The organism is Bartonella sp. AA74HLJMH (assembly GCF_042197045.1).
GTDB lineage: Bacteria > Pseudomonadota > Alphaproteobacteria > Rhizobiales > Rhizobiaceae > Bartonella.
In genome coordinates this window covers 224,292-238,219 of sequence record NZ_JBHIRJ010000003.1, presented here as the reverse complement: position 1 = coordinate 238,219, position 13,928 = coordinate 224,292, and the positions used below count along the sequence as shown (strand labels likewise).

Sequence of the window (13,928 nt, the reverse complement as noted above, 5' to 3'; positions counted from 1 at the left end):
TTTAATTTTGGGAAAAAAGCAGAGCAACAAAAGCAAACAGAAAAAGCTTTAAAAGCAGCCACAACCCGTCTTGAGGTAGAAAATGAAATTAATCAAAAAAGTGATGCTGATGTGCGTACTGCTCTCTCTGACTGGTTGCGCGACAAATAAATATGCTTCTTCTTGTGTTGGCTGGTTGCCAATTTATTTAGATAAGCAAGATCTGAACGCCATCAGTTCAAACTTAGCAAGAGAGATCTTAAAGCACAATAATCTAGGTGAACGCGTGTGTGGGTGGAAACATGGCTAGAAAAAAAACACAAGACGATACAGAGCTTACAGAAGCAGAAAAAGAAATCCTTCAAGAAATCATCATGACCTACAAAAGTGTAAAAGTGATGTCGCGTTATACGAAATGGATTGTACTCATTATACTCTTATTAGCGCTTGATTTTTCACGTATTATGGATGCGTTTGTAAGTATTTTTACACAAAAACCAAATATCCGACTCTAAACATACTCTGAGACGCGCGAAATTCTTTAGAAAATGGTTTCTTAATTTTGCTCGTCTCATGGAGACGATAGAGAATGTCTTTGCACATTTAAAACAGTGGATTTCAAAAAATTCAAAAAATTATTAGAGAATGTTGGAGGAAAAAGATGAGCTTTGTAACGGTATGTTGGAAAATCCTATTCCCGAACTTTTGTTAACGCTCCCGAACCTTTAAAAAGATTACAAAGAATCAATACGTTATACATAGGAGAAAATTGTATGGCGGAGAGAGAGGGATTCGAACCCTCGATATGGTTTCCCATATACACGCGTTCCAGGCGTGCGCCTTCAACCACTCGGCCACCTCTCCAGAAGTTCGCACTATACCCAGAAAGAAATAACGTGCAAGTCTAAACTATACATTCAAAACCCAAAAAACAAATTCATTTATTAAAGTAAGAGCTTTTATCTGTTGAATAACAAGCACATCCCTTCTTTTTAAGAAAAAACTTTTTTCGTGGATAGGTTTGTAGAATACAATAATGAGAATAAAAAGATTGTCACCAGTTATAAACTTTCATGCTCATTTACGCACTTTCTGCTTCACAAAAAAATACTTCTCTTAAAATTAGCATACAGCCCATAGTTTTACACAACCAAATAATTAAAATCACTTACTTATACGTCATAGGAAGGGATGGTATGTGGGGGAAGAACATTTTAAGAGAGGATAAGCGGCTCTTATGCATTTTCTTAAATAGCACGAATTTTTGCAACATTGAGAGCTGTAAAATAGTGTGATGGTATCAGTTTTCTCTTTCATAGGATTACATAATAAGCCCTATTCTAAATCCTCTATTCAATTTCACACTTCTATATTTAGTTGATACTAAAGAAAATAAAATTCAGAAAAAACTTTGCATTTTTAATTTAATATGTATGAATATATTTTATTTTCTAAAATGAAAAAATAGTCTCATTTTGATCAAATACAAAATCATAAAAATGCAAACCTGTTTTCATTTTTACCATATATTTTTAAATTCAGCGTTACAGTTTTCAAAATATCTAAAGTAGTCTCCATTATTTAAAAAAAATTACGTATTACTTCATACTTTTGATTATCGCATTCTTTAAGTGGGATATGGTCTCATAACAAAACAGAATACTCTAAAAATATATTTTCTTTCTCATCCACACGTTTGTTAAAAAACATCTCTTAAAGCTTGTCACATCTACCTCATACGGTGTCTATGAGTGGTATAAAATCTATTGGATAGCATCATCTTTTCTTAAATAAAAAGGAAAAGCCAAGTACGATCACGCTATTTATCCCCTAATGTTGCAACATCCCCTGCTATTTAAGAGAATGCATAAAAGGCATTTATTCTTTCCTAAAGTGTTTTTATCCATACATTACTCCTCCTTGTAATGTATAAAAGAATAATTTTATTAATTTAATATAGAGAAATTTAAAACGAAAAAACCTTACGATATTTAGAGTTCTCATTATGTAAAACGATAAATTACCATTATAAATTAATATGTTGTTAATAATCGTCTTAAAGGATAATGTTTTACAGCACTAAAGATCTGATTACTCTGCAAAATGAGCTCGTTCTTTTCCCTTAATGTTCTTTATCACCTTATATCCTTGCTTAGAGCACGTACAGCTCGTGCAGTTTCACATTGTAATGCTTTTTGTGCTAAAATTTTCATATCTTCAAAACTATGAGTCTGTAAACACGCCTTTACTGGAGAAATATCGCAAGATATCATAGAAAGCTCATGAATTCCCAATCCAGTCAAAATCATTGCACCAAAAGGATCTCCAGCCATACCACCACATACACTAACCCAACACTTATGTTGTGCAGCTCCCTGAATAGTCTGATAAATCATACGCAAAACTGCTGGATCAAGGCTATCAGCTTCAGACACAAGGTACGGACTTTGCCGATCAACAGCCATTGTATACTGTGTTAGGTCATTGGTTCCAATTGAAAAAAAATCAACATGGGCGCTTAATACATCTGCCATAATGGCCGCTGCTGGAACTTCGATCATAATACCAAGTTTTAATTTTGGTGCATCAACATCGTTGCGGATTTCCTCTGCAATCTTTTTTATAGCGACAATCTCTGAAACAGACATGACCATCGGAAACACAATCCATAGATCTCCACCCTCTTTTGCCGCTCGATATAAAGCACGTAATTGAGGCACCAAAAGATCACGTCGACGTAACAAAAGCCGCGTTCCTCGAACACCTAAAAAAGGATTGTCCTCTTTAGATAAATGTAAATGCGTAACCTGTTTATCTCCACCAATATCAAGTGCACGAATAATTAATGGCTTATCTCCTACAGCTGTAATCATCGCCCGATATATATTAAATTGTAGCTCTTCATCCGGAATATATGGATTCTCTAAAAACAAAAATTCCGTGCGCATGAGTCCAACACCTTCAGCCCCTAAATCAAGCGCAACAGGAACCTGATTTGCGTAGTTGACATTAGCCATGATACGAATTCTTTGACCATCTGTCGTTTGCGCTGGTAACCTACATGCATTTATTTCACTGACACGTTTTTGCGCAACAGTATCAATATGCTTTTGAGCATCTTCAACGTCTTCAAGCGTAGGATTAAGGTAAATAAACCCGTTATCGCCATCAATAATAGCCTGAATATCAGACTGAATTGCTAAAATATCATCACCTGCAGCAACAACCATTGGAATACCAAGAGTACGCGCCAAAATAGCTGTATGAGATAATGGACCTCCCCATGCTGTTGCTAATCCTTTTACCCTTGTACAATCAAGTTGTGCTACATCAGAAGGAGAAAGGTCATTTGTAACCAGAATTACACCATGTGGAATATCATTTAAAAAGAACGATCTATAGGATGGATTGATTTCACCTAAAACACGTCGACCAACATCAACTAAATTAACAGCACGTGCTGCTAACAAAGGATTATCTACCTTAAAAAACATATCTGAAAATTGACGAACCGCTCTATCCCAAGACCAAGCGACACCATGACCTTCCGCTATAAAACGACAAGCTTGAGCTATTAAATTTTCATCTTCAAGCAAAACCATTTGCGCAGAAAAAATCGCAGCAGAATCTGCTCCCATACGCACTGTAATATCAGAAATCACAGATGCCATTTTATGTTTTGTTTTTGTAAGAGCATTTTCAAGACATGCTGCACCAACTGCAAAATCAATTGGCTGATCTATTATGGAAATATCATTTTGCCTTAAAACAAAAATCTTACCAAATGCTAATCCTGAACTAGCTCCAACACCAGAAATGCCTTTTTGCATAGAGCGTGGATACCAACCATGAAAAGCCTTTGTTTGAGATTCCATTGCTCTCATCAGACATTTTTCACTAATACTCACTTTTTTTGCAATAGCAATGGCATCATTGAGAAGTTGTGCTCCTTCTGCAGCATCTGTAGAAAAAATCAGAACATCACCGTTTTTTACTCCTAATTGCAATAAACCAACCAAATTTTTCATTTCAACGGTATATTGACCATGGCGAACTCTGATGGAACTTTGAGCCTTTTTCGCAAAATCAACCCAAAGAGAAGCTGGTCGTGCATGAAGACCACTTGGATAATCTAAAGTCCATTCCTGACACACAGAAAGGTCACCAATAAAAGTTTTTTCTATCTTCATATTTTGGTCAAACAAAGTTGTAACAATTTGTTGTTTGTCCATAGTTGTTGCAAGTACTTCAAGCTGTTTTTTATCAAATAAAAGAGACGTCAATTTTTTACAAATTTCTCTATAGCGATCTGGACACGCTGCAATGGCAATAACCAAATATGCTTTCTTGCCATCCTGCCACTCAACACCAGCAGGAACCTGTATAACAGCAACAGCATCCTTGATAATTAAATCACGATTTTCAGCCATACCATGAGGAATGGCTATACCATTTCCAAGCCAAGTATTGGTTGTTTCTTCACGTTCAAGCATGCTTGCCAGATAACACTTATCAACTGCACCAACCTGCACAAGCAATTCAGCAGCAGCATAAATTGCATCATTTTTATGATCAAAAGCAGCTGCAAGTTGTACAGATCTTATAGACAAGATTTCACCATCAGCAAAATCTACATTCATTGCTTCTGCTTTCTCATATCTCATCATGAATTCAAATTGCCTCACATTTGAACACCAATATCTCTGATACATTCCTTTTCAAAGCTGCATTTCCCAAAATACAAGCTATAAATACCACCACAGCTCTCTTTATATTTTACAGAATATAGCTAAGTGAGGTGCTTAAATACCTCAATATAACCGATAAAACAATTAGATATTATTATCCACCTAAGTGCTTAAAACCATCATAAACAAGTCTGCCTCTTACTCTTTTACTTTACAAAGACAAAACCCCGTTTTTTACAGCACCAATCACCTGAAAAACTATGCTTTCAAAATGCTCTCATTATCCTAAGTTATCCAACATAACTTTTCACTATTCTCCCTACAAGAAAGCATCCTTCCCAATCATCCGTAACTTCAGCTAATATTTTAATTGATTCCTCAAAGTTTATTTAACCTATTATCCCTCTTTATAAGTTTATTACATAATTACAAATTGCTCCATGCAACTTATCATCTTTAAAATTCCGTGCTACCCATCTTATGATATCAAACTCTCGATATATAATATTTATATATTTTAAGCTACACCTTTACTTCAATCAATATCGCAAATACACAATGCCCTCTGTCGCACATTTGCAAAGTACGACATCCCCCCCCAAGCACCATCACCAACTACTAAAATCAAGAAAAACTCTACAAATAAGATAAATAAAGTAAAAAATGAAAAGCAATTATTGCCTTAACCCTAGCTCTTATGCTTGTCTATTTTCAACAATACACAATAATAGTGAAATCAGAAAAAATATTCTTGAAGGGCGCTGATTGCAAGTTGGTTATTTTTATATCTTTAAACACCGTACTCCTTAAAAATATAATTTCACTCTCGATTTACCGAAAATTCCTTAATGCACGTCACTTTCAAAGTAGTTTTGACTACCTTCTTATGGATTTTTTATCCCTATGTCTTTTTAAATGAATAGCCCCACCTACCCACACTACCACCTAAAAACAGTATGACAACTCATCAATACCACAATGCCGATAAAAAGATCCATCTTTATCAAAATGATTACATCAATAATGCTCTCATTAAATTTCTCATAATTTTCTGAAAACAAACTGCTTCTCTTATAAGAAATTACTCGACGCTTCTTCATACATAAAAAGAAAGTCTCTCCTCACTATTATTATACAGAAACTTATCAACAAACTCTATCATAATATCAATATGTTCAGTACTAAATACTAACATAACAGCGCAGAAACTTTTTCCCTCATTGAGAAAAGCCATTTCCTCAATTCTACCTTTTTCGTATATCTTCTACATTTATTATAGTACCAACGCAAAAAGGGAAAGATAAGACTCTATCTTTCCCTTTTAATACTTATAAAACCACAACTATAATTCAATGAAATCCTGTTGATTTCTAGAGAGTGTTACAGATTACTCTGCTGCCTCCAGCATAGGAATGACTGAAACATAGGAACGATTACCCGCTTTGCGTTGAAAAGAAACCTTTCCATTTGATAATGCAAAAAGCGTATGATCTTTTCCAATACCAACATTGTTACCAGGATGCCAACGTGTACCACGCTGGCGAATAATAATATTTCCGGCAATAACGGTTTCACCACCAAATTTTTTAACGCCTAGACGTTTCGATTCTGAATCACGACCATTACGCGAGGAACCACCAGCTTTTTTATGTGCCATAGACGCTCTCCTTTAATCTTTCTTACTCTTTGATGCTACAGACGCTTTCTTCTGCGGCGCAGTCTTTTTTTCAACTGTTTTTTTAGCCGTCTTCTCAACAGAAGCAGCAGCTTTTGTTTCTTTTGGTGTAATTGCTTCTTCTTTTATCGGTTTTGCAGCAACTTTTTTAGGTTTTGAACCACCCATTAATATTTCTAAAACACGAAGCCTCGTAAATTCTTGACGATGGCCACGCGTGCGTTTAGAATTTTGACGACGGCGCTTCTTAAATGCGATAACCTTGCGCCCACGTGCCTGTTCTAAAATCTCAGCTGTCACCAATGCATCAGCAACGACAGGGGTACCAATAACCGCATTACCTTCTTGCCCAACCATTAATATGTCATTGAATTCAACCACATCACCCGCATTTCCACTAACTTTTTCAACTTTTACCACTTGATTAGCAACAATGCGGTATTGCTTACCACCAGTTTTAATGACTGCGAACATTTTTTATCCTTCCGTTCACTCCAGCTCTTATTTAATTTCTGCCTTGAAATAAGGGAAAATAGGCTGCTTTTTATCAGTCGTAATAGATCCCAAAGAAGGATAAAACCTTCTTCAACACAAATATGCGCAGATTTCCCCACGCTTATATTTTGTATATATGAAGGAATTTCTATTCTCTGTCAATAAAGTCCCATAAAAAAGAAAAAAAGGTTGTACCAAAAACAATTGAAGGTTATCTACCACTTATACACTCAAATAGTGCCGATTTTTGTTTCACTTTATTATGGAGAGATGGCTGAGTGGTTGAAAGCACCGCACTCGAAATGCGGCATAGGGGCAACTCTATCGGGGGTTCAAATCCCTCTCTCTCCGCCACAGTTTATAAAGCGATATTATTAAAACTGTCTTTAATCGTAGCTTTCCGGTTGTAGCTTGTCAGCAGTGTAGCTTGCCAGCGGGTTTTGTATATTTTGCCACTAGGTTTTGTACCAATTTATTTTTTTCGAAGGATTTTAAGGGGGGGCTCAAAGGGTCTTCAAAGACCTCTCAAAGGTCTTTATCGTTTTTGCGAATAAATTCTCATTTTTACAATTTTTGCACTTTTTTGATTTTCTGTTACATAAATCTAATCCAGATAATAAGAGAAGGCATAGTAAAATTAAAGAATTATCTCATATTTCTCTCTCATTCTACTTTTGCTTAGTTAGTACAAAACCTACTGTAAAATTATATTATTTTGCACGTCTTGCTTGAATATGTGCTAGCAACCCTAATGTTGAACTATCACGATTATCCGCTTTACTTTCTCCACGAAGAATTGGTAGTAACTCGTTTGCTAATTCTTTACCAAGTTCAACACCCCATTGATCAAATGAATTAATATTCATTAAAATCCCTTCAACAAAAGTGCGATGTTCATAAAGCGCAATAAGACGACCGAGTGCAAAAGGTGTTAATGAATCTTGAACCAGCGTAATGCTGGGACGGTTTCCTTTAAAACTTCTATGACGTGCTAAATGGTCTGCTTCACCCTCATCAACTCCATTTTTTATCAAGATATGCCGAGCATCTTCAAGACTACGCCCCTTCATCAAGGCTTTTGATTGTGCTAAACCGTTTGCTAGCAACATCTCATACATAGAATGTAATTTTTTCTCATGCCCTTTTATAAATAAAATAAATTCTACAGGAATAATATCTGTTCCTTGATGCAGAAGCTGAAAAAAAGCATGTTGACTATTTGTTCCTGAATCCCCCCAAACAATTGGACCACTTGAAAAACTTAATGGTTTTCCATCCAGCGAGACTTGTTTACCATTTGATTCCATATCAAGCTGTTGTAAATAAGCTGGAAAATGTATTAAACGCTGTGCATAAGGAATGATCGAACGTGATGAATAACCACAAATAACACGATGCCAGAATCCTAAAAGAGCAAAACGAATAGGAATATTTTTATGCAAAGGCATAGTTTTAAAATGTTGATCCATTTGCAAAGCACCATTGAGAAATTGGCGAAAATTTCCACCACCTATTGCAAACATAACAACAAGTCCAATGGCTGACCAAATTGAATAACGTCCTCCAACCCAATTCCAAAATTTAAAAACTCTTGTGGAATCTATGCCAAATTCTGCCACTTTATCAAGCGCACTTGAAACAGCAACAAAATGCGTACAAACGGCTTCTTCTCCTAAATGTGAACAAATCCACTGACGTGCAACTTGAGCATTGACCATTGTTTCAGCCGTTGTAAAAGTTTTAGAAGCAATGACAAACAGCGTTGTTGCTGGATTCAAAATAGAGAGAGTATCAGAAATATGGGCACTGTCAGCATTCGAAACAAAATGACACTGTGGACCATCATGATAAGGTTTTAAAGCATATGTGACCATTGCAGGACCAAGATCAGAACCACCAATACCAATATTGACAATATCACTTATTCTCTCGCCACTGCTTCCCTTATAGCTTCCATCACGCACCTTTTCAGAAAATCTTTCCATATCTTCAAGGACGTCTTGAATATCGCGAATAAGATTATGACCATCCAACATGAAAATTTCATCAGCAGGTAAACGTAATGCAATATGAAGAACTGAGCGTTTTTCAGTTGTATTAATCGCCTTACCAGAAAACATTGCATCACGCCGGCCTAACACATCTGCTGCGACCGCTAAATCATCTAGAAGTTGCAATGTTTTAAATGTCACACCACATTTTGAAAAATCGAAAAGAAGATCATCAAGTCTGAGGGAAAAATGGGAAAAACGCTGTTCATCTTCTACAAAATGCCGACGAATATCATAGACCCCATCCTTTGCGGCATGGTTTCTTAAAGCTTTTAATGTGGCTTCAAAAGCCATTTCATTTCGAATCGAAAAGCTATCTCCCATAAGCTTATCCTATACGGTTATTGATAATGAAATCTATGCCCAAACAATAACAAAGCAGAAAACACCTCCTTTATTGCTCGCTATTTTCACTGCTCACATAAAAATGAAGGAATATACAAAATAAAAGGATAAGATCCGAAAATGATATTTTTACAAGAATAAACTTTCAAATCTTTTCTATCATATACATCATTTAACTTGATTGAGTTCTTTTGTTAAACGTAAATCTTCTTCTGCTTTTGGTCTTATAAAACGCCCTAAAAAAAGATAAACAACCGGTGTGACATAAAGCGTAAAAATAGTTGCTAAACCTAAGCCACCAACGATAACCCAACCTAAGGCTATACGAGCTTCTGCGCCAGCACCTTTGGCCAAAACCAAAGGAATACCTCCTAAAATGGCACAAATCATTGTCATACAAACTGGACGAAGGCGAATGTTTGCTGCTTCTTCTACGGCTTCACGCACGCTTCTTCCCTGATCGCGTAATTGATCTGCAAATTCAACAATGAGAATACCATTTTTTGCCATAACACCAATTAACAAAATTAATCCAATTTGGCTGTAAATATTAAGACTTACACCACTTAATAGCATAGCAATTACAGCACAACCAATCCCTAATGGGACAGTGGCCATAATAATGAATCCTGAAATAAAGCTTTCAAACTGAGCAGCCAAAATCAACAAAATAATCAAAAAAGCAATGCCAAAAACAATCATAAAATTGGAAGATGTTTCGTTAAGCGTTTCGGCTTCCCCTAAGGGAACCAAGTAAGTTCCTTTCGATAACAAAGGAGAAGCAATTTTCTGTACAGTTTGGTAAGCTTCCCCTAAAGCGATATCTGGAGCAAGATTTGCGCTTAAAATAACAGCACTCATGCGTTTTTCCCGTTTTAATTGAGGAGCAATAGCTTTTTCATGTAAACGCGCAATAACCGATAAAGGAACATATCGATTGTCTTTGGTTTTTAAAAAAATATTTTCTAAATCGCTAGGACTCTTCATAGAATTTGTACGCGATATCAATTTAACATCGTAAGAATGATCATCCACGTTAATGGAACCAATCTTTTTACCATCCAACATTGTTTGTAATGTATCGCCCAAATTGGTGATATCAATCCCTAAATCGGAGGCTTTTTTTCGATTGATTTCAATAAAAAATTGCGGTTGTGTTGCATCAACAGTAAGGCGTGGGCGAATAAAACGCGGATCATCTTGTAAAGCACTTACCAGCTTATCAGCAATGGGTTGTAATATTGCATAATCATTGCCAAGAATTGCAAATTGCAACCCTTGCCCAGTTCCGCTCACACCTAGAGAATTTCCCTGCGCAGCAAACACAAAAACTGCGGGAAACTGTTTAACCTTTGCATTAATATCTTTCACGATTTCTTGCTGACTCCGTAAACGTTTATCCCAAGATGAAAGCAATAAAATCAAAAAAGCAGTATTGGGTGAACCGCCAGCACCCGCAATAGAGTAACTGTTAGCAATCTCCCCTGCATCACGTAATGGCTGTAGACTTGCTTCAATTTGCTCTATTTGCTCGTTCAAATATTGTGTTGAAATACCTTGTGGTCCATTAATAACCAAAAAGATCACAGCTCTGTCTTCTGCTGGCGTTAATTCCTGTTGTAGCTTCGTATAGCCTCCAACACAAAGACCCGCAAAAATAAGTGAAGCAAAAACAACAGCCCAAGGCTTTTCTAAACACTTATGCAAACTGTAAGTATATGCCTTATGAAAAAAAGTACCTAATTTATATAAAAAAGCAAAATGATGGGACTTTTCCTCTTTTTCCTCAATATGTTCTTTGAGAAAACGCGAAGCCAACATTGGACAAAGCGTTAAGGCAACAACTGAAGAAAGCAAAATAGAAATTGCCAAAACAAAACCAAATTCTCTAAAAAGACCTCCAACTTGCCCAGGAAGAAAGGAAATAGGAACAAACACAGCCACTAATGTCAATGTTGTTGCTAAAACAGCAAAAAACACTTCACGTGTTCCTATCACCGCTGCTGCTCTGGAACCTAATCCCATATTGCGCCACCGAACAATATTCTCAAGAACAACAATGGCATCATCCACAACAAGCCCTGTTGCTAAAACAAGTCCTAAAAATGTGAGAATATTCAATGAAAACCCTACAAGATAAATAGCCGCAATGGTACCAATCAAAGCGACAGGAAGAGATAAAGCAGGTATCAGCGTTACACGAATGTCTCTGAGAAAAAGAAAAATGACCAAGATAACGCTCAAAATAGCAATGACCAACGCAACTTCAACCTCATGAAGAGCGCTTTTAATAAAAATTGCATCGTCATTAATAACGTCTATATTTACAGAAGAAGGAACAATACTTTTGAGATTATCAACAACGGCTCTCACACCTTCAGAAATATTAAGAGTGTTGGATTGTGCTTTACGCACGATACCTAATCCAATACCTGTCTTTCCATTGATACGAAGAATAACTGTTTCTATATCCGGCGATAAAGTAACATGCGCAACATCACCAAGATGCACATGAGGCTTTAAAACAACTTGTTCAAAAGATTCTGGTGTTGTTAAACGTGCAGTAGCACGTACAACTAAAGTTTGCTTAGAATTGCGTAATGACCCTACTGGCACATCTGTTGTCATATCAGCAAGAACACGTGAAATATCTGCTACAGTTAATCCATAACTTGCAAGTTTTGCTTGATCTATATCAATCTGAAAAATCTTTGTGCGAGCACTATCGACCTGTACATCACCAACACCATCAACAGCAGAAATAGCATCAACAATCTGATCGTTTACAATCGTGGTTAAATCATCAACACTCATTGTTGGTGACGTCACAACCAAATACATCATGGCAGCAGCATTCGAATCTGCTTTAATAATCAAAGGCGAATCCGCATCTTTCGGTAAAGAATAGGTAACACGAGAGAGAGCATCACGAATATCAGATGCTGCAACATTCAAATCAACACCGACATTAAAGTTAATCTTCACACGGGAGCGTCCAAAAGAAGACGTTGAAGAAATCGTCTTAACACCTGAAACACGAGAAACAGCATCTTCTATAACTTTTGTAACTTCACGATCAATTGTTTCTGCCGATGCACCAGAAAACATCGTCACAATCGTTGTTACAGGAGTATCAACATCGGGTAATTCTCTTACATCAACATTTAACCATGCTGCAAATCCTGCAATAATGATCATAGCATTCAAAACAAGAGTAAAAACCGGTCTGCGAATAAATAAGGTAATGAGACCACCTTGCTCCACCTTTGACATAGGCTGTTTTGTGCTCAATTCTTGGCTCATTGTATATCCGTTCCATAACCTACTGATAATTGCTGTTGATGAGACTTTGGATCATCAATAGTTACTTTACTTCCTGGATAAAGCATTTGCACCCCTTGAATGACAACTTGATCACCATTTTCTAGGGGAGCTTTCACGAAAACATGATCGGCTTTATGCTGAATAATTGTTACGGGAATAGACTCTACTTTTCCTTCTCTCACACGCCAAACGAATGACCCTTTACTATTCCATTGAACTGCAAGAGGATTAACGACAGGAAAAGAACCACCATGAAACTGCAAGGAAACAGAAAAGGACATACCAGACATGAGCGTATCTTTTTCATTATTGATTTCAACCTGAACATGAAGTGTGCGACTTTCTGGATCAACGATATTATCAATCGCATAAATATGACCAACAAAAGATCTATCTGGCTGCGCGATTAACGTTGCCGTTACCTCATCTCCTTTATGGATGCGCGACACATATCGTTCAGGGGCCCATATATCGACCAAAATACGTTCTCTATTCTCAATACGGCCTATTACAGTATTAAGGGTCACGTTATTCCCCGCATCAACGGGCAAAATACCAACAACTCCAGGAATCGGTGCTCGAATTGTTCGCCGATCGAGATCTAATTCAGCATTACGCAAAACTAAATTTGCGTTATCCAACTCTAAGCGTGCCATAATTTCTTGAACTTCCGTTGCTGTATTGCTGGCGCGTAATTTAAGAATACGCGAAAGCGTCAACGCATTGTTATCACGTTGCACTTTTGCTTTTGCAGCCGCTATTTCTTCTTTTTTAGAATCAAGCTTTGCAATCACATCATCAGCTTGTACTTTTGTACCCGCTGATACAAAAAGCTTATCAATAACACCTGAGGATAAAGGGGTAAGCTCGACTTCTGCAAGAGCTTTTCCACTCCCAAGAACGTTAAGTTGTTCATAAAGATCTTGAACTTTTACAAGATCAACGACAACATTTACCGGTGGCCTTCCCATTTTTTCATTTGAAGCTTTATCCGATACTCTTGTTTTATCCACCATAGAAATGGGTTGGTCTGCACTCTTTTTTCCAGCCCAATAAGTAACCGTTAAAACAACGATTAAAAACACTAATGGAAAGCTCTTTTTTAATAACGCCATACATCCGCCCTTGCTGTGTCATGTTCATCTGAAATAGTTTTCAACAGTAATATCGGCGTTTTACACAAAAACCCAACAGCGGGTGTGTATATCTTACCCCCACCGCAAAAAACACATCTCATCTCTGCTTGACTATCTTTCATAGATTAAAACGTCAAGTTAACTATCGTTCATATTGCTTTGTATGGTCATGACAAAAAAATGTTCATATCAAAACCAACTGAAGCCATAATATATTATATCCTTTTTTAAAATA

7 protein-coding genes and 2 tRNA genes are annotated in these 13,928 nt (G+C 36.7%); 2 read left to right on the top strand and 7 right to left on the bottom strand.

Annotated features, from left to right (window positions below; all coding sequences use genetic code 11):
• Positions 1 to 281: 281 nt before the first annotated feature.
• Complete coding sequence (locus tag ACFINH_RS03615) at positions 282 to 494, top strand: hypothetical protein (RefSeq protein ID WP_375620805.1); 213 nt, start codon at positions 282 to 284, stop codon at positions 492 to 494.
• Between the two features lie 259 nt (positions 495 to 753).
• Here the strand turns inward: ACFINH_RS03615 and ACFINH_RS03610 are convergent.
• From ACFINH_RS03610 to rplU, 4 genes are all read right to left on the bottom strand, one after another.
• Positions 754 to 843: transfer RNA gene (locus ACFINH_RS03610), tRNA-Ser, on the bottom strand.
• Positions 844 to 2,114: 1,271 nt separating this feature from the next.
• On the bottom strand, positions 2,115 to 4,646 hold the full coding sequence (ptsP, locus tag ACFINH_RS03605; RefSeq protein ID WP_375632167.1) for a phosphoenolpyruvate--protein phosphotransferase: 2,532 nt from the start codon (positions 4,644 to 4,646) through the stop codon (positions 2,115 to 2,117).
• A gap of 1,408 nt (positions 4,647 to 6,054) precedes the next feature.
• Positions 6,055 to 6,324, bottom strand: coding sequence for a 50S ribosomal protein L27 (gene rpmA / locus ACFINH_RS03600; RefSeq protein WP_100130483.1), 270 nt, complete (start codon positions 6,322 to 6,324; stop codon positions 6,055 to 6,057).
• A 12-nt stretch (positions 6,325 to 6,336) separates the two neighbouring features.
• A complete protein-coding gene (gene rplU, locus ACFINH_RS03595) occupies positions 6,337 to 6,816 on the bottom strand; it encodes a 50S ribosomal protein L21 (RefSeq protein WP_375612842.1) in 480 nt (159 codons plus the stop codon).
• A 285-nt stretch (positions 6,817 to 7,101) separates the two neighbouring features.
• Between rplU and ACFINH_RS03590 the strand changes: the two genes are divergently transcribed.
• Positions 7,102 to 7,191, top strand: a tRNA-Ser gene (locus ACFINH_RS03590).
• Positions 7,192 to 7,547: 356 nt separating this feature from the next.
• Here the strand turns inward: ACFINH_RS03590 and pgi are convergent.
• From pgi to ACFINH_RS03575, 3 genes are all read right to left on the bottom strand, one after another.
• Positions 7,548 to 9,212 (bottom strand): glucose-6-phosphate isomerase, encoded by a 1,665-nt coding sequence (gene pgi / locus ACFINH_RS03585; RefSeq protein WP_375612841.1) that lies wholly within the window; start codon positions 9,210 to 9,212, stop codon positions 7,548 to 7,550.
• A 189-nt stretch (positions 9,213 to 9,401) separates the two neighbouring features.
• Positions 9,402 to 12,536: an efflux RND transporter permease subunit gene (locus tag ACFINH_RS03580; protein WP_375632166.1), complete on the bottom strand. Its 3,135-nt coding sequence runs from the start codon at positions 12,534 to 12,536 to the stop codon at positions 9,402 to 9,404.
• Positions 12,533 to 13,672: an efflux RND transporter periplasmic adaptor subunit gene (locus ACFINH_RS03575; RefSeq protein WP_375612839.1), complete on the bottom strand. Its 1,140-nt coding sequence runs from the start codon at positions 13,670 to 13,672 to the stop codon at positions 12,533 to 12,535. Before ACFINH_RS03575 ends, ACFINH_RS03580 begins: the two co-directional genes overlap by 4 nt.
• Positions 13,673 to 13,928 lie beyond the last annotated feature (256 nt).

Bases quoted from the DNA above. Each gene is read 5' to 3' on its own strand.
- ACFINH_RS03615 (WP_375620805.1), top strand. From the start codon at position 282: ATGGCTAGAAAAAAAACACAAGACGATACAGAGCTTACAGAAGCAGAA.
- ptsP (WP_375632167.1), bottom strand. From the start codon at position 4,646: ATGATGAGATATGAGAAAGCAGAAGCAATGAATGTAGATTTTGCTGAT.
- rpmA (WP_100130483.1), bottom strand. From the start codon at position 6,324: ATGGCACATAAAAAAGCTGGTGGTTCCTCGCGTAATGGTCGTGATTCA.
- rplU (WP_375612842.1), bottom strand. From the start codon at position 6,816: ATGTTCGCAGTCATTAAAACTGGTGGTAAGCAATACCGCATTGTTGCT.
- pgi (WP_375612841.1), bottom strand. From the start codon at position 9,212: ATGGGAGATAGCTTTTCGATTCGAAATGAAATGGCTTTTGAAGCCACA.
- ACFINH_RS03580 (WP_375632166.1), bottom strand. From the start codon at position 12,536: ATGAGCCAAGAATTGAGCACAAAACAGCCTATGTCAAAGGTGGAGCAA.
- ACFINH_RS03575 (WP_375612839.1), bottom strand. From the start codon at position 13,672: ATGGCGTTATTAAAAAAGAGCTTTCCATTAGTGTTTTTAATCGTTGTT.